Source organism: Nocardia heshunensis, assembly GCF_054782115.1.
On record NZ_BAAGTC010000002.1, the window covers coordinates 909227 to 930583 of the forward strand.

17 protein-coding genes and 1 tRNA gene are annotated in these 21357 nt (G+C 65.2%); 6 read left to right on the forward strand and 12 right to left on the reverse strand.

The features are described 5' to 3' along the window. Window positions 1-119: 119 nt before the first annotated feature. The 3 genes from ACYVN4_RS04345 to ACYVN4_RS04355 all read right to left on the reverse strand — a co-directional run bounded on the left by ACYVN4_RS04345 (window position 120) and on the right by ACYVN4_RS04355 (window position 3913). Window positions 120-1196 (reverse strand): amidohydrolase family protein, encoded by a 1077-nt coding sequence (locus tag ACYVN4_RS04345; protein ID WP_460717900.1) that lies wholly within the window; start codon window positions 1194-1196, stop codon window positions 120-122. A 69-nt stretch (window positions 1197-1265) separates the two neighbouring features. Then, window positions 1266-2717 carry an FtsW/RodA/SpoVE family cell cycle protein gene (locus ACYVN4_RS04350; protein WP_460717902.1) on the reverse strand — a complete coding sequence of 484 codons (1452 nt, stop codon included), beginning with the start codon at window positions 2715-2717 and terminating at the stop codon, window positions 1266-1268. Then, window positions 2714-3913 carry a hypothetical protein gene (locus tag ACYVN4_RS04355; protein ID WP_460717903.1) on the reverse strand — a complete coding sequence of 400 codons (1200 nt, stop codon included), beginning with the start codon at window positions 3911-3913 and terminating at the stop codon, window positions 2714-2716. The genes ACYVN4_RS04350 and ACYVN4_RS04355 overlap by 4 nt, the downstream gene beginning before the upstream one ends. Here ACYVN4_RS04355 and ACYVN4_RS04360 point away from each other — a divergent pair. Then, window positions 3912-4853 (forward strand): Rieske 2Fe-2S domain-containing protein, encoded by a 942-nt coding sequence (locus tag ACYVN4_RS04360; protein ID WP_460717904.1) that lies wholly within the window; start codon window positions 3912-3914, stop codon window positions 4851-4853. The genes ACYVN4_RS04355 and ACYVN4_RS04360 overlap by 2 nt on opposite strands. A gap of 27 nt (window positions 4854-4880) precedes the next feature. On the opposite strand, the gene ACYVN4_RS04365 is transcribed toward ACYVN4_RS04360, so the two are convergent. Next, window positions 4881-5900 (reverse strand): polysaccharide deacetylase family protein, encoded by a 1020-nt coding sequence (locus ACYVN4_RS04365; RefSeq protein ID WP_460717905.1) that lies wholly within the window; start codon window positions 5898-5900, stop codon window positions 4881-4883. An 82-nt stretch (window positions 5901-5982) separates the two neighbouring features. Here ACYVN4_RS04365 and ACYVN4_RS04370 point away from each other — a divergent pair, with 82 nt between their 5' ends. Beyond that, on the forward strand, window positions 5983-7353 hold the full coding sequence (locus ACYVN4_RS04370; protein ID WP_460717906.1) for a putative glycoside hydrolase: 1371 nt from the start codon (window positions 5983-5985) through the stop codon (window positions 7351-7353). 6 nt (window positions 7354-7359) lie between these two features. On the opposite strand, the gene ACYVN4_RS04375 is transcribed toward ACYVN4_RS04370, so the two are convergent. The 4 genes from ACYVN4_RS04375 to ACYVN4_RS04390 are packed head-to-tail and all read right to left on the reverse strand — an operon-like array spanning window position 7360 to window position 12099. Continuing rightward, window positions 7360-9564, reverse strand: a complete 2205-nt coding sequence (locus ACYVN4_RS04375; RefSeq protein ID WP_460717907.1) for a hypothetical protein — start codon at window positions 9562-9564, stop codon at window positions 7360-7362. Beyond that, entirely contained in the window at window positions 9561-10793 is a 1233-nt protein-coding gene (locus ACYVN4_RS04380; protein ID WP_460717908.1) for a hypothetical protein, read from the reverse strand. Before ACYVN4_RS04380 ends, ACYVN4_RS04375 begins: the two co-directional genes overlap by 4 nt. A gap of 8 nt (window positions 10794-10801) precedes the next feature. After that, window positions 10802-10960: a hypothetical protein gene (locus ACYVN4_RS04385; RefSeq protein ID WP_460717909.1), complete on the reverse strand. Its 159-nt coding sequence runs from the start codon at window positions 10958-10960 to the stop codon at window positions 10802-10804. An 8-nt stretch (window positions 10961-10968) separates the two neighbouring features. Next, complete coding sequence (locus ACYVN4_RS04390; RefSeq protein ID WP_460717910.1) at window positions 10969-12099, reverse strand: serine/threonine-protein kinase; 1131 nt, start codon at window positions 12097-12099, stop codon at window positions 10969-10971. A gap of 223 nt (window positions 12100-12322) precedes the next feature. Between ACYVN4_RS04390 and ACYVN4_RS04395 the strand changes: the two genes are divergently transcribed. After that, a tRNA-Ala gene (locus tag ACYVN4_RS04395) sits at window positions 12323-12395 on the forward strand. A gap of 78 nt (window positions 12396-12473) precedes the next feature. Here the strand turns inward: ACYVN4_RS04395 and ACYVN4_RS04400 are convergent. Further along, window positions 12474-14375, reverse strand: coding sequence for a hypothetical protein (locus ACYVN4_RS04400; RefSeq protein ID WP_460717911.1), 1902 nt, complete (start codon window positions 14373-14375; stop codon window positions 12474-12476). Between the two features lie 400 nt (window positions 14376-14775). Between ACYVN4_RS04400 and ACYVN4_RS04405 the strand changes: the two genes are divergently transcribed. Then, on the forward strand, window positions 14776-16869 hold the full coding sequence (locus ACYVN4_RS04405; RefSeq protein ID WP_460717912.1) for an SEL1-like repeat protein: 2094 nt from the start codon (window positions 14776-14778) through the stop codon (window positions 16867-16869). A 17-nt stretch (window positions 16870-16886) separates the two neighbouring features. Here the strand turns inward: ACYVN4_RS04405 and ACYVN4_RS04410 are convergent, their stop codons facing one another. After that, window positions 16887-17615 carry a helix-turn-helix domain-containing protein gene (locus ACYVN4_RS04410; RefSeq protein WP_460717913.1) on the reverse strand — a complete coding sequence of 243 codons (729 nt, stop codon included), beginning with the start codon at window positions 17613-17615 and terminating at the stop codon, window positions 16887-16889. A 124-nt stretch (window positions 17616-17739) separates the two neighbouring features. Between ACYVN4_RS04410 and ACYVN4_RS04415 the strand changes: the two genes are divergently transcribed. Beyond that, window positions 17740-17919 (forward strand): hypothetical protein, encoded by a 180-nt coding sequence (locus ACYVN4_RS04415; RefSeq protein ID WP_460717914.1) that lies wholly within the window; start codon window positions 17740-17742, stop codon window positions 17917-17919. A gap of 229 nt (window positions 17920-18148) precedes the next feature. Here ACYVN4_RS04415 and ACYVN4_RS04420 read toward each other — a convergent pair whose 3' ends face one another. Then, a complete protein-coding gene (locus tag ACYVN4_RS04420) occupies window positions 18149-19525 on the reverse strand; it encodes a DUF4365 domain-containing protein (protein WP_460718363.1) in 1377 nt (458 codons plus the stop codon). A gap of 830 nt (window positions 19526-20355) precedes the next feature. Here ACYVN4_RS04420 and ACYVN4_RS04425 point away from each other — a divergent pair. Continuing rightward, window positions 20356-20817, forward strand: a complete 462-nt coding sequence (locus tag ACYVN4_RS04425; protein ID WP_460717915.1) for a hypothetical protein — start codon at window positions 20356-20358, stop codon at window positions 20815-20817. A 123-nt stretch (window positions 20818-20940) separates the two neighbouring features. Here ACYVN4_RS04425 and ACYVN4_RS04430 read toward each other — a convergent pair whose 3' ends face one another. After that, window positions 20941-21246, reverse strand: a complete 306-nt coding sequence (locus ACYVN4_RS04430) for a hypothetical protein (protein WP_460717916.1) — start codon at window positions 21244-21246, stop codon at window positions 20941-20943. Between the last annotated feature and the right edge of the window lie 111 nt (window positions 21247-21357).

Sequence of the window (21357 nt, forward strand, 5' to 3'; positions counted from 1 at the left end):
CGCTGGCCCATAGTGGGCGAGTGTTCGGTCGAATATCCGAGTTGCCGAACAAGATCAGGGAGCTATCACTGCGGAGAAACGGGCAGAATTCCGCAGTAGCAGCTCCCTGATCATGAAATCTACCGTGCGACGGGGATTCCGGCGGACCAGATGCCGCGAATGGACTTCGTGGCGGTGATGTCGGCGAGCGGGTCGGCGTCCAGGAGCAGTAGATCGGCGCGCAGGCCGGGGGTGATCGCGCCGCGGTCGGTCAGGCCGAAGTGGCGGGCGGGCAGGGCGGTGGCGGCATTGAGGGCGTCCGCGGTCGAGAGCCCGGCGCTGACCAGGAGTTCCAGTTCGCGGTGCAGGCTCTCGCCGAAGGCGGGGTTGCAGGGGACGCCGGGGGAGGCGTTGGCGTCCGTGCCCGCCAGGATGGGGACGCCCGCGGCATGCAGCGCACCGACATTGGCGAGGGCGGCGGCGAAGGCCTCGGGGACGCCGTTCGCGGCGACCATGCCCTCCATCATGGTGAGGGTCGGGACGACGGCGCGGTCCTCGGCGGCGATCCGCTCGACATCGTGCGGTGGCAGCGGGAAGCCCGCGGGCACGTGCGTGATGATGTCCACGCCCGCGTCCAGTGCGGCCGCGTACGCGCCCGGCGAGGCGGCGTGCGCGACGACCAGCAGGTCGCGGGCATGGGCTTCCGCGACAACGGCTTTGGCGCTCGCCGCGTCGGGGCCGCCCTCACCGGGGGCCTCGAGGATGATCTTGATGTAGTCCGAGCCGCTCGAATGGCGTTGCGACACCATGGCTTCGGCCTGATCGGCGGACCGGATGATGACGGCGTCGCCGAGGAACTGGCCGTGCATGCCATCGGCCCCGGCGACGCACATGCCGGAGCTGCGAACATCGGTGCTGCCGACGGTATTGCGGAGTCCGGCCACGATGGCGGGATCACAGGTCATATCCAGCGCGGTGGTGACGCCGAAGGGCGCGAATCGGGACGGGGTCTCGGTGTCGGCGATGTGCACGTGGGCGTCGATGAAGCCCGGGACCAGGAACGCGCCGCCCGTGTCGAGGCGTTCGGCGCCGGTGTCGTCGGTGCCGAACACCGCGCCGTCGATGACGACCGTGGTCGGTTCGGTGAAGGTGCTGCCGTCGAAGACTCGGACATTGTCGAGAGCGGTCCGGCTGACCGCAGGGTTCGTAGAGGTCACCCGGACCAGCATCCTCCGATTCGTGACCGGCGACAGCACAACGGGATTCGTACGCCGCTTTCCGGCGGGTCAGCGCTTGCGCGGCAGCAGGCGACGCGAGACGTGCTCGGTCATGGCGTCGGCGAGCGGCGGCACCACCGGGACGGGCCGGGTCGGCGGCGGCGGAGCCGAGCGGGCGTCGGCGGAGATGCGGATGAGCAGCGCCAGGATGATGTAGTTGGCCAGCAGCGAGGAACCGCCGTAGGACATGAACGGGGTGGTGAGACCGGTCAGCGGAATCAGTTTGGTGACGCCGCCGACGACCACGAACAGCTGCCAGCCGATGGAGAATGCCAGTCCGCCACCGAGCAGTTTGCCGAACGCGTCGCGGGTGGTCAGCGCGGCGCTGAAGCCGCGGATGCACAGGATCAGGAACAGGGCCAGCACCGCGCCCAGGCCGATCAGGCCCAGCTCCTCGCCGATGGTGGAGATGATGAAGTCGGTCTTGGCGAACGGCACGTCCTGCGGCCGCCCGCTGCCCAGGCCGGTTCCGGCCAGCCCGCCGGTGCCCATGCCGAACAGGCCCTGCGAGATCTGGTATCCGGTCGTGTAATACGTGGCGAAGGGGTCCTTCCACACCTCGACGCGCACCCGCACGTGCCCGAACAGTTCGTAGGCGATGAACGCGCCGACCATGAAGAACAGCAGGCCGATGATGAGCCACGAGGCCCGCCCGGTGGCGATGTACATCATGGCCAGCACGGTCCCGAACACCAGCAGTGAGAAGCCCAGGTTCTTCTCGTACACGAGCACGATCACCGCGACGAAGGTGACCAGCAGCAGCGGGGCCAGGTCCCGCAGTCGCGGCATGGTCATGCCCAGGAATCGGGTGCCGGCATTGGTGAACAGTTCCCGGTTGGCGACCAGGAAGGCGGCCACGAAGATGATCAGCGCGACCTTGGCGAACTCACCGGGCTGAATCGAGAATCCGCTCAACAGGATCCAGCTCTTGCCGCCGTTGACCTCGCTGAAGCGCGACGGCAGCAGGGCGGGGATGAGCAGTGCGACCACCCCGGCCAGGCCCATGGTGTAGCCGTAGCGGGCGGGTTTGGTGTGGTCGGGGACGAACACCAGCACCAGCACGAACAGCAGCATGCCCAGGCCGGTCCAGATCAACTGGTGTGCCGAGTCCGAGGAGGGGATGGCCTTGCCCGCGTTCTTGGCGGTGACGGCCTCGGCGCGGTCGAGCCGGTCGATGAGGACCAGGCCGATGCCGTTGAGCAGCACCACGCACGGCAGCAGTACCGGGTCGGCGGTCGGCGCCCAGCGGCGCACGGCCAGATGGGAGGCCAGCACGAAGACCGTGAAAACGGCCAGCGCGCGCAGGCTCTCGCCGTCGAAGCCGTTGCCGGTGGCCGAGGTCATGGCCAGATACGCGAAGGCGGTCAGGGCCAGCGCGGCCACGCACAGGAGTAGTTCGGCATTGCGCGGAACACGCCCCTTCGACGTCGCCAGGGTGGGGCTGTGCCGAAATGCGCTCACACCGAACAGTATCGCGTGCGGTAGCGGATGAGGAGCCAAAGCAGGAGGGCTTCGGCTATGGCGGTGAACACGGTGAGGAACTGGCTGAAATAACTCGCCAGCACGTTCACCAAGGTCAACGAGATGATGCTGGACCAGATGCCCAGCCGGACGCCGATATCGGCGCGGCCGCGAATCCACGCCACCGCGGCTACCGCGCAACCGATGCCGACCAGGACTTCGGCGACCGCGGCGATCCCCAAGCCCACCAGGGCCTTCCAGCCGTGGTTCTGGGTGACGTCGAGGAAGTGGTTGACCGGGGTCCACGGCGAATGCCAGCCGGAGATCACGATGAGCGCCAGGGCCAGGCGCAGCAGGGTCCAGACGGCGTGGCCGATGAGGACGGTGATGAGCACGCCCGCCAGCACCCGGCGCGGCAGCAGCGCGTCCTCGGCGCGGACGTAGGCGTTGCGCAGCCGGGCGAAGCGGGACGGCACCGCGCGCTCGTGGGTGGTGCGCAGGTAGGTGCCGAGGGCGTCGGCCAGGGCAGCGGTGTCGGGGGTGAAGCCGCTGCGGTCGAGGTGATCGAGGCTGTCGAGCAGGGTGTTGCGCTGCTCGACGGTGATCGGAGCGCCCAGGTCCATGGCGACCTGTCCGGTGACATCGGCCAGGACCAGGGTGGGAGGGCGTTTTCGGTTGTGGGCGGCATAGCGGGCGACCAACACGATCAGCAGGAAGGCCAGATAGATGATGGGCGCGGCCAGCGGGAAGAAGTAGTCGTTGTCGGAAGTGATGAACTTGCCGACCTCGTCGATGAACAGGCCCAGCCCGACGCCCGACAGCGCCGCGGCCGTGTTGAGTGCCGCCCGGCCGGCGAACAGGAACATCACCAGACAGGCGATGACCAGCAGCAATCCGCCGAAGAGCGCGTGCGCGATGTGGTAGGTCTTGCCGCCGATCTTGGGATAGCCCGAGGCCATCAGATACAGCCGGGTGATCACCACCGTGAGGCCGAAGCAGACGGCCATCACCGTCACCAATCGGCCGGACCCGGGCCGCCACCTCATCGTTGCCATGCGCTCGCCGAACACGATCTCCACGGTGACACAGCGGCGGCGGTCGTGGGGATCGAACCGGATCAGGTGCCGGTTCGTTTCACCGGCATCGGCGTGCCGAGTAATCGGGGTCACGACGTGGCGAGCAATAGAGGTCACCATGGGTGTCGATCAGGTAGGACGCAGGGAGATCGTCGTCGCGGCGGGGGTGGTGATGGCGGCGGCCGCGTGCACGAGTCAACGCGCGGCCTCGCCACCAGCCGCCTCCACTTCCGCCGCGGTGGCCACCACGACCACGGCCGCACCGGCGACCACCACGACCGTGCCGCCCTCGACGTCGGATGCGCCGGTGGCGGAACCGGGTCCGGCTCCGCTGAGCGGCACCGTGCTGGCCGGTACCTCCCAGGTCCCCGTCGGTGGCGGGGTGATTCTCGGCGACACCGTGGTCACCCAGCCGAATGCCGGTAGCTTCCTGGCCTTTTCGACCGTCTGCCCGCATCAGGGCTGCGCGGTCAACGCCATCTCGGGCGGCGTGATCAGCTGTCCTTGCCACGGTAGCCAATTCGCGTTGGACGGCTCCCTGGTCCACGGTCCCGCCACCCGTGGCCTGGCCCAGCGTGAGGTGAATGTCCGTGACGGCCAACTGATCGCGGGCCCGGCGCCCGCCCCGCCGGTAGCCCCCGCCGCCGAACAACCGGCGGCCACCGAACCCGCACCGGCGACGGTCACCGAGGCAGGTGCCCCCGACAATGCCCTGGCCCGCACCGGCGACATCCCGGTCGGCGGCGGCGTCATCGTCGGCAATACCGTTGTGACGCAGCCGAACGCTGGCAACTACATCGGCCTGTCGGTGATCTGCACCCACCTGGGTTGCGCGGTGAACGACATCTCCGGCGGCACCATCAACTGCCCCTGCCACGGCAGCAAATTCAACCTCGACGGCTCGGTGGCCGCAGGCCCCGCCAGCCGCCCGCTGGACGGCCGCGACGTCAGTGTCCAAGGCGATTGGGTGGTTTCGGGCGCAGGCGACCCGAACGCCCCCATCCCGCCGCCGAAACCCTGGTGGTGCGAGATCATTCCGCCGGGCTGCCTGGGCTGCTGAGTCCCGAACTGCCTGCGCTGCCGAGTCTCAATACGGCTGAGCCGTGGATGACCAGCGGGGAGCGAGTTGGTCGGCGAGGGTGCGGGGGAAGGAGAGGCGGGTGGGGTCGCCGTCGGAGGTGTAGCGGGCGGTGGGGTTGGCGGCCAGCCAGTCGAGCCAATAGGTGGAATCGAAGGGAACCGCGGTGCGGCCGGAGCGGATTCGGGGGAGGGCGACCGGGTCCATCGCGGCGGCGAAGGGGGAGGGGGCCGGGTTCGCGCCGACCAGGAGGACCGCCTCGAAACCGTAGGCGGTGCCGTCCCAGGTGCCCGCGGTGGCGAGGGCATGGTCGGCGGGGTAGACGCCGAAGGGGAGGGCCATCGAGTGGAGGGGAGTACCGGGGACGGCGGCGGTGATGGCGCGGACGTTCTGGACCAGTTCGCGTTGCACGTCGGTGGCGTTGAGGCGGCCCAGGTTGGGGTGGGTGGCGGTGTGAGCGCCGATGTCGTAGCCGTGATGGACCAGCCAGGGTAGGGCGCGCGCGTCGTCGCCGAAGAGGTCGTTGTTGACGTAGAAGGTGGCGGTGGCGGCGAAATCCGGGTGGCGGGAATGGAATTGCTCGAGCAGGCCGACGGCGCAGTCGGGGGTGGGGTCGCCGGACGCGGTGAGGGTGAGCTGGGGGCGGGTGGAGTCGTCGAAGGTGAGGACCACCGGGTGGGTGCCCGCGGGGAGGTCGATCACGCCGGAGAGGTAGCGAGCGAGGGTGATCGGGCGGTAGCCCTCGGTATAGAGGCGATCGAGTTCGGCGCTGAATTTCGTTGGCGTCTGGTCGTATTCGCTGCCCGGTTCGGCCTCGATGCGGTGGTACATGAGGATGGGGATCTGGCCGAGTTCGTTCGCGGCGACCGTGGCCGGATCCGGTGGGCGCACGATCGGGGTCGGCGTGGTGGTCGGGGGTGGTGTGGTGGCGGTCGTCCCCCCGCACGCGGTGGCGGTCGCGCACAGCAGTGCCGCCGTGACCGTTCGCAGCGCCGCAGGGACCGTATGAAGCTGGGCCCACGCCTTCATTGCCGCAACGCTACGCGGGGACAACGGTTTTGAGTTGATCTCGGCGAAAGATGGTCGTCATCTCCGCGCTGGGGTAATAGTGATGCGCAACAGGCGTCTGTGGAAGTTGGTGTGTACGTTGCTCATGCGACTCCGGGCGATCCGTCGTCGGCGGCCCGCCCTGCTCGCGCTCGGTGCGGTGCTCGTCCTGATCCTCACCACGGTGATGTTCGTCTACGGTCGCAGCCGGCCGTCGGCCGCCACCGAGATTCGTCCGCCGCAGGTGGAACTGTCGCCGCTACCCGCCGCCACCTCCTACCGGGATCCGGTCACGGTGCGGGGCAAGGCGATCGGCGCGAAGACGGTCTCGGTGGGCGACCGGTCGGTACCGGTGGGCCCGGACGGAACCTTCGAGCTCACCCTCCCGCACGCTCCCCTCGACACCACCCTGGTGGCCGCCAACGCGGCGGGCGACAAGGCCACGGCCCCGGTGCAGGTGGGGGTCACCCTGCCGCGCATCCGGGCCGTCCACGTCACCGCCTACGCGTGGGCCTACGACCCCATGCGCGAGGCGGTGCTGGATCTCGCGCGCACCGGCCGCATCGATACCGTCCAACTCGATATCAAGGACGAGGACGGCGTCGTCGGCTACGACTCACAGGTGCCGCTGGCGCGCCAATCCGGTGCGGTCAACCCGATCTACGACGCGCCCGCCGCGCTGAAGCAGTTGCACGACATGGGTGTGAAGGTGGTGGGTCGCATCGTCGCCTTCCGCGACCCCACCCTCGCGAGCTGGGCCTGGCACAACGGGCACCCCGACTGGGTGATTCAGAATCCGGGCGGGCAGCCGTACTCCAGCGGCTACGGCGCGATCGCGTTCACCAACTTCGCGAGTCCCGAGATCCGTTCCTACAACCGGGATCTCGCGGTGGAGGCCGGGCACCTGGGCTTCGACGGCGTCATGTACGACTACATCCGCCGACCCGACGGCAACCTGGCGAGCATGCAGTTTCCCGGGCTGAGCGAGTCGCCGTCGGACTCGGTGGCGAACTTCCTGCGCGATATCGAGGCGCCGATCCACGAGGCCGGAGCCTCGCTGGGGGCGGCGGTCTTCGGGATCGCCGCCACCCGCCCGGACGAGATCGCCCAGGACATCCCGTCCATGGCCCACTATGTCGATTTCCTCGCGCCGATGCTGTACCCGTCGCATTGGCACGCGGGCGAATACGACGTGGCCAACCCGAACTCGCAGCCCTACGACATCATTTTCCGATCACTGCAGGACTTCCGGGCGCGCACCGAAGGCACTGCGGCGCAGATCATTCCATGGCTGCAGGACTTCAGCCTCGGCGTCTCCTACGGTGACGCGGAGGTGCGGGCGCAGATCGACGCCACCTATGCGGCGGGGTACAACGGGTTCTTCCTGTGGAATCCCGCGGTCAGCTATCACGGTGGGGCGCTCTCGCCCAGCTGAGTGGCGTCAGCGCCAGAACTGCCAGCCGCGGCGCGAATCCTGTTCTCCGGGAGCGAAATTCCCGGACGGAGTGGCGTCGATGATCAGCAGGGCGGCGATCGCCTGGGGGAGCTCCAGCCGGTTGCGTAGCCAGGGCCAGCCGCCGGTGAGGGCTTCGGCGAGTTCGGCCGGTGGCAGTTCGAGGGCCGCCAGCGCATCCAGGAGGGTCGGCGGGGACATGTCCCAGTGACGGGCGCAGGCGGTCACCAGGGCGGGCAGCTGATCGGGTGGCGTGACGGCCAGCAGGCGCCGCAGGATCGACCCGCCGTCGGAGGATCGGGCGCGCGACACCAGCCGGTCGAGCACGTACTCCGGATCGGAATTCAATGCGGCGGAAACGGTTTCGCGCGCGACATCGAAGTCGATCGGATCGTCGGGCGACCGCAGCAGCGCCGACAGGTCGGCCGGTGACCAGTCCTTCCCGTTCTTGCGCCCGAAGCCTTTGCGGGGCAGCCTGATTCCGCTACGCGGGGTCTCGTCGCGGGCCGGGGTGGCGTCCAGCACCACCAGGGTTTCGATCGATTCCGGCAGCTCCAGCGCCCGGCGCAGGTCGCGCCAGCCGGGACGCAGCGCCTCGGCCAGTTCGACAGGGTCGGAGCGGGTCAGGGTGAGCGCCCGCATCAGATCGGCGGCGTCCAGGGCCGGGTAGCGGGCGCATTCCGCGACCAGGGCGGGCAGGCGATCCGGCGGCGCGCAGGTCAGGATCTGTTCCAGCGCATACCGATCGCGTCCGTCGCAGGCGACATCCACCGCGACCTGGGCGACGATGCCGAGCTGGGAATACATGGCGGAGCGCAGCAGATGGCTGCTGGCCGTCGCGACACCCTGATCGTCGACTTCGGCTCGCAACGCCTTGTGCACCAGCGCGCGGTCCCGCGCGCCGAGGGCATGCTCGCGTAGCGCGCGGTGCCGGGTCAGGTATCCGGCAATGGCCCGGCGGCGCTTGGGGTTTCCGGTGACCCAGTCGGTGTGCAGGCGCGGCCACACCACGGCCGCGTCGGTAGCCGAGAGCTGCCCGTGCCCGCCTTCCAGTCGCCGCCGGGCGGCGTCGGCCACCACCTCGGTGAGATCGAAGCCGAGCTGGCGGGCCACCTCGACGGTGTGGGTGCGGTCGCGGGTGTCGTTCACAACGCGCTCGGTGAGGACCTTCTCGAAGGTCTTGCGCACGCCCGGGCGATGCTCCATGCGTGCGAGAGCCCTTGCCACACTCGGCCTTCCGATGGCGAGCTGGACGGCGCGGGTGGCGACCGTGCGGTCGTGGAACCAGTCCGGGTTCAGTTCGGGATCGGTGATCACCTCGGCCAGGTGGTCGTCGTCGAGTTCGTCGGGGCCGAGGGCGCGCAGGTGCAGGCGGTAGCACCACTGCCCGATTTCCTGTGGGGTGCTCAGAGTTTCGGGAAGGGCGACACCGGCGCGGCGGTGGCCGACTATCTGCTGGCCCAGCTGCACGAAGGGATCGGACTCGTCGCCGGGGTCGCCCGGGGTGACGATGCGGCGGCCGGCGGCTACCGGCGGGCGGCTGTCGCGGGTCACCGCGATGATCGCGCAGTCCGCGCTCGGTGTATCCGAGGTGCAGAAGGTCAAGTCGCGCAGGCTGTTTCGGGGAAGCATGCCGTAGAGGGCGCGCAGCATGGCCACCGCGTCCGTGCCGTGCTCGACCCGCAGTTCCACCGCGGGACCGCGACCGGACAGGTGCGCGAGGGTGTAGCCGAGCAGGGCGGGCAGCCACTCCAGCTCGGCGTAGGCGTCGGCGGCGGAGTCGAAACCGTTGTGCTCCGGCGGTTTCGGCAGCGGATCCCAGTGATCGGTGGGGTAGCCGGGCTCGTCGAGGGTGCTACGAAAGGCTCCGGAGTCGTACAGGCTCAAAGCCGTCGCACCGTCGAGCGTGCCGCGTTCCCCGGCGACCAGGTGCGCCACGCAGGTGCCGGGCCGGGCATTGGACGGCGTCTTCAGCGCCGCCACCGCCAGCCCCCGGACCAGGATGAATTCCAGCGCGAGCGCGTCCGGCGCGGCCGGTGACCCGTCCCAGCTGATCAGTGGCCCGAGCTCGCGGGTGGTGGAACCCAGTGCGGCGGGCCAGTTTCCGGAGCGCGCGACCACACCCACACCGGTGCCGGAGGATTCCAGCGTCACCACGGCCCAGCCGCACAGCAGCTGGGCGAAACCCGTCATCGGTCGGTCCGTAGGTGGTCGATGAGGTTGAGCATGTGGATGACCGGGTCGACGGCCGCGAACGGCTTGAACACCGGATAGGTGTTGTCGGCGCGCTTGCCGCAGCCGACGGCCGAGACCGGGAAGTAGCGGTTGTGCGGGAAGTGGATCGACAGGGTCGCGTCGACGGCCGGAAAGAGTTTCCGCACAAGTGATCTGGTGGCGTCGGAGCGATAGGCGATCTGGCCCGGCTGATACAGATTGCCCGCGCCGTTGAGGCTGTAGGGGCTGTCGGCCCAGTCCGGCGGCGGCGCGACGATACCGACCTCCGGCAGGCTGATCAGCGACAGCAGATCCGACTTCGCGACGATCGTCGAAACATGCAGGCGCGGTGGCTCGATCGGCAGTTCGAGCGGATAACTGTTGGCGGTGCGCCACAGCTTCGCGATCTGGTCGATCATCATCTTGGTGCGGCCCACGGTCTGCGAGTGCTCGACGTTGTTGCTGAGGCTCTCCTCGTTGGCCGGGCCCGCGTGCTCGCGCATCATCGCCAGGTACTGCTTGTTCAGGGTCGAGGGCACCACGAACCAGATGAAATCGGCGACGGCCAGGTGCGGGCTCACCTTGGCGGCGATCTCGGCGTCGGCGACATCCTCGCCCGCGACATCCACGAAGGCCAGGTTGACGGTGCGCCGGGTGGCCAGCGAGGTGAACTTGATGAGGATGGGCGTGCGCACCTGCCAGCCGCTCCAGGCGTGCGACTGGGTCTGGTTCTGCGTCTGCGGGGGGATCGGTGCGCGCGGTGGCTGCGGCGCGCCGAGCGGTCCGATGCCGTTCTCCTGCCGCTGCATCTGCGCGCCGACATACCCGCGCTTCTGGGTGTAGCCGATGGCCTGCCGGTTCATCAGCGTGTTCTCCAGCGCCGCCAGCAGTTTGGTGGATCGCCGGGACGGCACGATCGACCATTCCCGCGCCAGCATCGGATCGTTCATCACCGAATAGATCATGGACACGATGAGATGTGTCTTGGACGAGGCGGATTCGCCGACGAAGCCGATCACCGTGGTCGGGTGGTCGAGGATCTCCTCGTCGATCTCACACCCGTTGGGGCAGCGCCGATCCAGTCGCCGCGAATAGTCCGCGACACGGGTGGCGAAGGCGCCGTTGGGCTGGCGCAGCACCCAGATCCAGGAGCGGCGGGCGGAGTCGAATTTGAACTCCGCCAGGCAGTTCAGGCAGACGATTCGCACGGGGTTCCTCAGCGCAGCACGGTGTAGGTCAGCCACAGCAGCGTGACCAGGAGGCAGGCGCCGCCGACGCGGATCGCGATCCGCAACCAGTGCCAGGCGCGGGAGTTGGCGTAGACGTACCGCTCCCAGGCCAGACCGGCGCGCGGGTGTCTCACGGGATTGCTCATCGAATTCCTCACAGCTGATGGGCGATCGACACGATCAGCCAGGCGAGCAGGACGAAAACCAGCCAGCCCAGCACGATTCCGGTGGCGGCCGCGCCCAGCAGGACGCCGCCGATATAGCGGGGGTCGTCGCGGGTCAGGCCCTCGAGGACGCGCTGGCGGAAGACCAGGGCCGGGTGCACGAAGATGCCCCACAGGCCCGTCGCGGGCATCTCGACGCCGCCGTGTTCGGCGGGCGGACGCACGGGCGGGCCGGGCTGCAGGACGCTGGTGGGGTTGCGCACGGGCACGGTCGCGGGTTCCGCTGCGGGGCCGTGGATCTTGCGGGTGGTTTCCTCGGAGGGCTCGCGGGGTGGTTTGCTGCGGGTTTCCGTGTGCACGGCGTCGCGGAAGTAGTGCTGGAACTCCGCCGCGGAGCCGAAACGCAGTGCGGGATCCGGTGACAGCGCCTGATCCAGCACCGACCTGAGTTTCTGCGGCAGTTGCGCGGGCGCGTACACCGCCTCCAGCACCTCGGTGCACACCACCGCGAACGAGTACACGTCACTGAGATGCGTGAACCGGCCGTGCTCGAGATATTCGGGGGCCGAATAGTTCTGGGTGCCGACCACCTGGTGCGCGCGGGTCAGCCGCTGCATGTTCTCGCGCATCTCGATGGCGATCCCGAAATCGGCCAGCTTCGCGGTGCCGTCCCGGCAGATCATGATGTTCTCGGGCTTGATATCCCGATGCACCACCTGCTTGGAATGCGCGTACACTAGCCCGCTCAGCGCATCGGTGAGAATCCGCGCGACCCCCGGCAACCCCCAATTGTCCGGCGTCCGCATGAACTGCCGCAGATTCTCCCCGTGAATGAACTCCATCACCAGAAACGGTGACCGCAAACCATTCTCGGCAAAAACACCCGAATCATGCAGCATCACAATATTCGAGCAGTTCATCTGCGCCGCGATCCGCGCCTCCCGCTCGAACCGCTGCCAAGCCACCTGCTCGTCCTGCTCCCTGACCGCGAGACTCCCCGCGTCGAGCACCTTGACCGCAACCTGCCTGCGCAACTGCCGATCCCAAGCATCCCAAACCTCGGCCATCCCCCCTTTCCCGACCAGCCCCCTGAGCTCATACCGCCCATTGATCAGCGTCACCCGCGTGCGACCTTCCCCACGGAGCCGACCACCTCACCGGCAGCCCACCCCGGACGACAACGAATCACCCGCGAGTCTACGCGCGCCCCCGACCCCCCACCCCTCCATAATTCCCACCCCCACAACCCCTTCCACCCACCCCTCCCACCAGCCGATTTGCCCCCCACCCGGTCCCATGGTGTACCTTCTCCCAGTCGCCTTGGGAAACCAACGGCAACAATCCGGGGCTATGGCGCAGCTGGTAGCGCACCTCACTGGCAGTGAGGGGGTCAGGGGTTCGAATCCCCTTAGCTCCACTTGACTAGGCCCGGTCCACCAGGACCGGGCCTAACTCGTTCTCGTACCGCGCGGCCGCTCGATCCGTGGGTTGTGTGTCACCGCTTCGAACGTCGCTTCTTCTTACGTTCTCCTGACTTCGATCGGCGTTTCCCCTTCTTGTCACGCTCGAGATTGTGGAGCCAGCCGGAATGGCCCCCGCCGACCGTTGCAGTGAGCCCTGTACAAAGCCACACCATCGCGGGTGAGAAGTCGGGCCCGAGAAAATGGTGCAGGTCGTTGATCGTGAGGTCGGCGACCCGCTTGCCGAGATGATCCTCGAGGGTTTGGCAATCGTCGAGATTCCACAATGCGGTTGCTACGACGAGTGCGGGACCAGCGCGGTCGATACCGTCTAGGTGCTCGTGGATCCACTCGACTGCTTCTAGGATCTGTCTCTGGGAGATGCCGCCATCTCTGATGGACACAAGCCAGCCAAGCGGCACGGCAACCAAGAGGCTGACCAGCATCGAAATATCTACGTCCTCTTCCTCAGTTGAGACCAGCTGATCAATTAGGGATCGTGGTGTCTCAGGTCCGACCGATCCATCGATGAGCATCTGAATCAACTGTTGCAGCATTTCTGGCAAGAATTCTAGGATATTCCTTGAATCGAGATGTCGCTCTACAGCGTTGCTAAACGCCTCTTTCTCGCGCTTGGAGAAGTGGCCCTCATTCTCTTCTGTGACAATGTATCCGACCTCGCTCGCGGCCAGCGCGAATGCGCGGACGAGTGGGCTGTCCGTGCTTTCGGCGAGGCTTTGCCACATCTCGTCAACAATTATCGGATCCATGAATGAGGGCTCATCTGCGTCTGGATCGAAGAATATCGGTTCGTCCGGACTTGGGTCGCGGCCGAACTTCTGGCGGAATCTGTCGACCTGACTTTCCAGTAGATCTCTACTTTCATCGGTTAGCCCTACTCTATAGCCAGTTCGGGTACGTAGGCGTTGGTGTCCGAATTCAAGGGCTAAATGAATGAAGTCCGTACCTGGTTCGCCGTGCCATCGCAGGGATTGATAGTCGGGTATCTGGGTGAATTCTGGAATTGAGAAAAGGTGCCCCAATATGGTTAGTGTGTCCAATTCATGCATTGTCCCTGCAAGTACTGCGTCGACGATAGATGCTATTGGGGTGTTGTCCTCGAGGCCGAGTGCCCACGTGTACGCACGCTCGGAGAGCTCGTCGATCGGCTCCTCGTCAGACGCCGCCAAAGAAGCAAATAGGGCGATCAGTAGTAGCCGCCCGTCTTCGTGTACAGGCAGCCCGGAAGTCTCTAGTAGAAACAAGCCATCGCGAAGAAGCTCAGCGTAGGTGCCGTCCTGGTCGGTCGTACTATCCAGTCGGCTCAGAAAATCAATCGCTCGGGCCTGACCTTGTTCGGTAACTTCCCGTAGAGCGTTGTCTGTTTCCGGACCACCTCGCAGGAATCGGGATTGTGCGAGTAATACTCCGGGGCGGAGATGCTCTGGTATTTCAATGTCGTCGAGTCCACATGCCTGTAACTCCGCACACAATTCCAACAGGAGTGTTCCGTCGTCAACCGGACGTTCCAGCTCGATGCTGAGCGCGACCGCAGTCGCGATAAAGTGCTTGATGCCCGCCCATATGGGGGTTGTTTTTATCGCTCGCAACCAAGCGGTACGGGCATTTCCGAACTGGCCGGCACTCGTGAATTTCTTAGAGTATTCTGATCCTAGAACGATTAAATCCAGCGGATCGGTGTCTGAGTGCCAATCCGGTCCGTCGTCCTGGGATAGGGCGACGACGGCGAATCCCCAGGCATAAGCTCCGGCCAAACTCAACCTCGGTGGTGCATTGCTTTCCAAGAGCTGGGCAAGTGCGATTCCTCCTGGGGAGGTATTCAACCCGTTGGCTGGCAAGTTGCCTCCGCTCCTGGGTTTTCCGTCGCTAATGAGCTTCTTGGACTTGCCTTTTCGGGTACGGTTTGCTTTGCCCATGGCAATCCCTCATGTCGATACGGCTGTCGTCGGACGGTGCAGCACGTTATCGTATTGGCAACGGGGACAGGCGATGTCGAGCAAGTAAGAGTGCATGGAGGGCGTCGTGGCAGTGGGGGCCGACAAGAGCGATGGAGCGGGAAAGACTCACAACCAGATCCACGGTGGAGTTCACCACGCTCCGGTAATGCAGGTCGGTTACGTGAACGGCGATGTTGTCGTCAATGGGCCGGCGCTGGGTTCAGAGTACTTGATGGACCCCATGAATTGGCCCCTGATCAGGGAGTGGGATCCCCTGCATGCAGGTACGCTCCGTGCTCGACCAGGACCGGATGACAACGGTGTCCCACCGTATGTTCAGCGCGATGTCGATGAACGATTGCGGCTCAGGCTATCGAGCATGAGCGAGTCGGGTGGCATGATCTACCTGATCGGTAGCTCCGCCGCGGGCAAGACCAGGGCAGCGTACGAGGCGCTCAGAGCAGTACTGCCCGACCATCGCATCGCGACACCGGCAACCGGCGTTGATCTTCCCGTCATGCTGGACGCCATCGTGCGGTTCAGCGGAGGGTGTGTGTTGTGGCTCGATGACCTGGAGAAGTTTCTCGGACCCGGTGCTTTGGATCCCAACACACTGCGGGTGCTTCTCCAGCGCGGGGTATCGGTGGTTGGGACAATTCGGAAAGCACAGTTCGAACTCTTCGATCCCGGTCGTCGTCCCGGCTCAGGGTTGGGTGACGACAGATCGCTAGCCCAGCTCGCTCACGTCGGAGCACAAGTTCTCTCCATGTGTGAGTCGATCGAGCTGCCGCGGATTTGGAGTGACGACGAATTGGGACGAGCGGCGGCGCTGGATGACGAACGGATCTCGGAGGCAGTCGAGTGTCACGGGTACTACGGCGTGGCAGAGTATCTCGCAGCAGGTCCGGCAATCTGGTCGGAGTGGCGCCGTGCCGCAGACGTCGAGGGACAACCGCGAGGCGCCGCCCTGGTGTCAGCAGCTGTGGATCTTGCGAGAAGCGGTCTGCCAGGGCCGTATCCGCAGTCGCTAATTGTCGATCTGCATGCGAAATATTTGGAGCAACAAGGTGGGATGCTTCTCCGGCCGGAGTCGTTGAACGACGCGTTTGCGTGGGCTAGTAGGACCCGGTTTGGTGTTGCAAGTCCGCTATTGCCGTTTGAGGGCGAACGATGGCTCGCCTTCCCGTACCTTGCAGACAGGACTGATGAGCTTTCCACTGGGATGCCAATCAGGGATTTTGTGTGGGGGCGGGCGGCTGAGTGCGCTGAGACCGACATCGACTCGATGAGTGTGGCAGTCCGGGCGGCTGAGGCCGCAACTGCTGTGTCGCTTCGTGTGGCCGAGGAGATTTGGCAGACAAGAATTTCCAGTTCCTCTGCGCCGATTGCGACGATGGCCGCTTACAACCTCGGTGTGTTGCTGATGGAGACCGAACGCCCGGAAGCGGCGAGGAGCATGTTCCTACAGGCTGCAGAGAATGGCGAGCCCCGAGCAGCCTTCAATCTCAGCGTATTGCTGGTCCTGCCTGAAGAAGCGGCTGAGGCACGTGAGTGGTGTCGGATCGCCGCTGAAGCGGGGTATCCGGATGCATGTTTCGACCTGGGATTCAAGTTTGAAGCGGATGGCCAGCTGGCGGAAGCCGAGCATTGGTACCGCCGGGGAGCAGATTTGGGCGAGTACCGATCGGCGACCAATCTAGGCAATATCTTGACCAGCGCGGGGCGCACTGATGAAGCTCATAGTTGGTACGCCAAGGCGGATAGCCTTGGGGATAGTCGGGCAACATTCAATATTGGCTTGTTCCATCATGAGGCGGGTCGTTTCAGTGAGGCGGAGCATTGGTACCTGCTGGCGTTCGAACGCGGGTCCGCCGAGGCAGCCCTGAACTTGGGGGTGCTGTGGTCGGAGAATGGCGATCTTGTTGCGGCAGAGAAGTGGTTCCGCTTAGCTGCCGACAAAGGGCGGGCGGGAGCAATGTTCAACTTGGGGAATTTGTTGGCGAGCAGCGGGCGGCTCGAGGAAGCTCGCGCTTGCTACCTTCGTGGCGCGGATTCGAATCACCTGGAGTCGATCCGCGCGCTTGGACGCTCACTCTACGATGCCGAGCGGCCCGACGAGGCAGTGGTGTGGTTCGAACGTGCTGCGGCACTTGGCGATAGACTAGCCGCGGCCGTGCTCGGTGGACTCCTTACGGAACTCGGAAGGATTGACGATGCCATTGCTCCTTTGACGGTGGCGGCGGATGGAGGGCATATCGATTCCGCGTTCAATCTTGCCGTTATCTACCGCAACCGAGGAGACGTGGGCAACGCGCAACGTTGGTACCGCGAGGCCGCGGATGGCGGCGATGCCGAGGGCGCGGTCGGTCTCGCAGGAGTGCTGTTCGAGAATGGACGAGTCGCGTCGGCCATTTGGTGGATTGGACGTGCCAGGAAGCTCCGTGCCAATCACTCAGGGCCGCAACCGGTGTGATCGAGCATTCGGGCCGGCTATCGGAACGTGATGTTCCCGTGAACCTGACCGGCCTGGATGACGTTTCCACTGACTGTCCCCGATAACTCGTTGGTGACCGGGGACCGGTCATTGTCGGGGAGAGGTGTTTCACGCGGTGCCTCGATCTGAGCTGCTCGATCGACTCCGAGCCTGCGTTCCCACTCGCGGAAGCTCAGAGCAGTTTCGCCCGCCCATCGTGCCAAAACCGCGCCAACCGCGACCAGCCGATCCATGTCTCGAGGTAGCGAGGCGCCGGTCGACCACGAACTGATCGTCTGCGTGGGCACCCCGGACTGATCCGCAAGCTTTCGCTGAGAGATCTCCTGGCCGTGCGGGTTGTCCATCAGCGCGTAGTGAGTTGCCTGATCCCACAGCCGGGCTAGTTCGGACAATACGGTGGAGGTGACGTGAGGTCCCTGTGCAGGACGAAACGGACCGCTCATGTTCTTGCCCTTCGACGCCGAGTCGGATCCGACCAGGATCCTTGTGTATATCCCGCCAACCAGCAGGATAGCGGGGCGTATGAAGGTCGGATCCGATATCTGTTCTGTTGCAACGCACTTGGGCAGCACATTAGGGAGGTCGTTGCTGTGAACCGGGCCATTGTGCCGAAGATGCGAAGAGGTTTCCGTGATTCCCTGGGCCGGACTGTTTTTCCAGACTGCGGTGATTGGTGGTAGTGCTGGGGCGCTGTACGCCATAACCATTACCGTTGTCGCACTCATCGGCACATTGTCGGGTGATCGTCAGAGGCGAGGTGATGCACGTCGAGTCTTAGCGATCCTGCTAAGGCAGGTCGGCCGCTGAGACCGTGGACCTCGGCTCGGCCTCTCTGGCATGGTGACTAGCGTGCTGGCGGAGGGACGCTTAACAGGCGACATGTCGATGCTCGATGAGAAGAGCTATCGTGCGCTGCAGCCGATGAAGCTGGCTCATCAAATGTTTCGGCTATTTGCGCCAGGCTGGCTGAGCCGCTGCGACATCCTCGGCGTGATCGACATAGCCCCCGGCAGCTCCCACACCCGCTGATCGATGATGAACCCCAGACCCTACGCGGTAGTTGGTTGACTGGGCTCTGTCCTCGACCGTTCTTATTCGTTACTGCCGCATCCGACCACTCCCGATCGCACCCTCTACGGCTAGTTCGTTTGGGTCGGCGTCCAGGACGTGAGCGGTTTCTGACAGAGGGGCGGTCTCTGCCGTACGTCCCCAGGTGGCCAGCCCCCAGCTTGATGGTCCTGATGCCGCGCCTGCGCCATCATCGCGGTTTGGTCAACGCCTTCCGGACAAACGACTCCTCCGGCCAGAAGGTGTCCCCCAACGTCAGCTGATCGAACAGAACGCAGACGGTTCCGGGTTTGTCCTCGGAATCCCAGACAGCCGACACTGTCCGGCCCCGTTCGTTCCCATGGCGGCTCAGCCAGTAGATCCTGTCGCCCGGTCTGAGCTCGAATGCGCTGACCCTATGTCGGGCCGAGGTCATACGAGTACTCGGTTGTCCGACCCGCGCGTCGAAACCGTATTCCCAGGTCGGACGGGGGCAGCGCCAGATGATCCGGAACTGCTCGTCGATCGGCAGCGCGGGAAGGCCAACACGCACCTCTTTGACCAGGTAGAACGTGACGAGCCGGCGCGCCTTCTCCGACATCTCACGCCAGGATTTCGAGAGCGCCTCGGTATATGCGTCAGCATCCGACTCCAACTCCGTGGTAATGGCAGCCAGATCGTGGTCGGTCGCGGCTTCGGTACGGAGTACCTGGATCGACCGTGTCAATGAGTCGGGTTCGATCCGAAGATGGTGTTCAACTCGTCTGGCCACATAGATATGGCGTGCGTCAATGTTGGTGTGAAGAGGCGGATTATCGGCAGTTGGATTGCGAGCCCACTGAGCCGCGTCAAAACAGGCCGCCAGCCACTGCGCCTCGGCCTTACTCAGTATCTTGTCCGCCACTACGCACATGCCAGGAAGAAGGCCTGGTCGGCCATTGGGATGGAAGTGCTCGGGGCCGATGTGCTCCGGATACCAGTCGAGGTCACTGTGGAGCAGTGTCGCGAATCCCTCACCTCGGCGCTGCCAAAAGATCAAATCCTCGCCGAACACGTTCACGTGGTGCTGCACGATGTCCGAGGGGCCGAACTCAACGCCCGCCATCTCGCCCAACTGGGCCTGGATGATTCGGTTGCCCCGATAGCGGCTTAGATAGGCTCTGACTTCAGCGACGAAGTCCGCCATGGATTCGTCATCCAGCTTGCGCTCGGAGTCGACCGTGATCGTCTTGAGCACCTCAGCGTTGCGCCGCGCGAACAGCAGTTGCTTGGTGGCATTTGCCCAGTAGAGACCGTCGGTGTCCGGGTCATGCACAACGCAGAGTACTGGGATGTTGCCATCGGCCCAGGTGTTGCCGTGATCACCGATCGGTACGGTGTACCCGCCGACCTTGCGCCACGAACGGCCGCCCTTGACCTGGATCTTGACCAGGTCGCCGGTTACCTCACCGTCCGCAGTGAACGTGACGTGCTGGTCCTCGCCGAAGTCGTTCTGGCCATCGATCTCCTGAACGATGTGATTGTGTCGCTCCAGCAGTGTCCGCAGCGCGTTGACCGCAGCACGGCTGGGTCTACGAGCATCAGGCACCTTCGGCAAGAGACCCTCCGGAAATCGTGCGCGGTGGCCAGAGGATGGGTCCGCGACTGGCTGGGCGCGGTCAGAGAATAGCGGCTAGTGGTTCATTCCAGTACGCCAATCCTTCTGCTTGGCGGCGTAGCCCGCGGAAAGTCAGCAGGGACCGGCTGGGTCGTCTGTGGGTGTTTGCGGTCTCCTTGATCGCCATATCGCGCCGATCTCCCTGTCTACCTGGGGCTGTGGTCAGTGCGGAGGCCGAAAGCATTGTCAAATGTTATCAATGCCAGGGCTATCGAGATCGCGGACAGGATTGCCCCGGCGAGGTGGGGTGGACAGCCTGCGGGGGACGGGTGTGGTTGTGGCCGAGCGGAGTCGGAACGCCGCGTACAGCGCGCCGAGGCTGAGGGTCATGTAGATCGGGTGGGGTAGGAGGCCGGAGATACCGCCGATTGCTTCGGAAGCGGCGATTGGATGACTACAGCAGCCAGCGATGCATGGTTCTCCTCTCGAATCCGACTGCGCGACAGGACTAGTGCTGATCGATCAGGGTGGAAGGGGTGGCAGGCTCGGCGGAACGCCGGGCCTGATTTGTTTGTGCTGTAAGGGCTTTCGTCGACTCCGAGGGTGCCGTGTACGGCGGGATCTTGCCCGCGATCATGTTGCGGCCGGTGGTTATCGCTTGTCTCTCCCGTCGGAGAGGGCTTCTTGACACCCCCGATCGGTTCGATGCATGATTACTGCATCGCTACAGTGATACTGCACAAGTACACCGATACTGCATGAATAGAAGTCATTGCCCTGCCGCGCTCGGCGGGACCCATCACCTCACATCAGGACTGAACATGTTCTTCCAACCGAAACGCCTGCTGCGTGCCGGCCTGTTCGTGCTCGGCACGGCGGCCGTTTTCGGCGCCGCAGGGACCGTGACCGCGCCGGCGGTCCCGCCCAGTGCGGTGAACCTGAAGACGGACTGGGACGTATACCAGCGCCCATCCGGGACGACCGACAACCCACTCGGATTCCACGTCAAGGTCACCTGGCGTGAGACCAACGCGGCGAACACGATTGAATCGTTCAACGGAATGGCCAACACCCTGACCTACTACGGCGAAGTCACGGACGGCCTGATCGAGGGCCGCTCGATCAGGTTCACCATTCACTGGTCTGATGGGAAAACGGGCCTCTATCAGGGAAGTTGGTTCGACGACGGCTACCTGCGCGGCAATGCCCCGGAGGATGGGACCGATCGGAGCGCCGAGTGGTGGAGCCGATACGACAATTGGACCCTCACCCCGGCCCATTGACTCAGGGGTCGAGTCCCCTGCGCTCTGCTTACCAGATCCAGGCTCAGCGGAGACGCTGGGCCTGGATTGCTTTGCGCTGGAAGGGCTTTCGCTGATGTGCCGGAGTGTCGCGTGCGCCCGCTGTTACTGGCCGGGGCTGAGGGGTGGGGTGGGATCGGCTGGGGGACACCTTGATTCGCATCCTCGTCGAGGTAGTAGGCCCGCTCTGGAGCGGCATATCCGGCGCTGCTCCTCCGGCTGGGCGGCCAGGGCTTGCCGCACTACCTGTACGGCGTCTTCGACATTTGTCGCGACGATGGACAATTCGCGACCCGCCTCGCCCCGCGGGGTCACCTTGACCGAGACGTAGGTGCGTCGGGAGCGGATGACCTCGGGGAGCACTCTGATCGCGACCGCCGCCCAGGCCGCCAGCGTGATGATCGTGTCCACGGTGATCACCTCGCGGGAACCGCGGTCGCGGAGGCGAATTCGGTGGGGCACCGGCCGGTGACCGCGGCAGCCATGAGTGCAGCCGCCAGTGGGCTGTGCGCTGCGCGCAGG

Excerpts from the sequence above, each read along its gene's own strand:
- ACYVN4_RS04400 (WP_460717911.1), bottom strand. The coding sequence starts at position 14,375 with ATGGGCAAAGCAAACCGTACCCGAAAAGGCAAGTCCAAGAAGCTCATT.
- ACYVN4_RS04425 (WP_460717915.1), top strand. The coding sequence starts at position 20,356 with ATGTTCTTCCAACCGAAACGCCTGCTGCGTGCCGGCCTGTTCGTGCTC.
- ACYVN4_RS04370 (WP_460717906.1), top strand. The coding sequence starts at position 5,983 with ATGCGCAACAGGCGTCTGTGGAAGTTGGTGTGTACGTTGCTCATGCGA.
- ACYVN4_RS04405 (WP_460717912.1), top strand. The coding sequence starts at position 14,776 with ATGAGCGAGTCGGGTGGCATGATCTACCTGATCGGTAGCTCCGCCGCG.
- ACYVN4_RS04385 (WP_460717909.1), bottom strand. The coding sequence starts at position 10,960 with ATGAGCAATCCCGTGAGACACCCGCGCGCCGGTCTGGCCTGGGAGCGG.
- ACYVN4_RS04375 (WP_460717907.1), bottom strand. The coding sequence starts at position 9,564 with ATGACGGGTTTCGCCCAGCTGCTGTGCGGCTGGGCCGTGGTGACGCTG.
- ACYVN4_RS04365 (WP_460717905.1), bottom strand. The coding sequence starts at position 5,900 with ATGAAGGCGTGGGCCCAGCTTCATACGGTCCCTGCGGCGCTGCGAACG.
- ACYVN4_RS04355 (WP_460717903.1), bottom strand. The coding sequence starts at position 3,913 with ATGGTGACCTCTATTGCTCGCCACGTCGTGACCCCGATTACTCGGCAC.
- ACYVN4_RS04410 (WP_460717913.1), bottom strand. The coding sequence starts at position 17,615 with ATGAGTGCGACAACGGTAATGGTTATGGCGTACAGCGCCCCAGCACTA.
- ACYVN4_RS04360 (WP_460717904.1), top strand. The coding sequence starts at position 3,912 with ATGGGTGTCGATCAGGTAGGACGCAGGGAGATCGTCGTCGCGGCGGGG.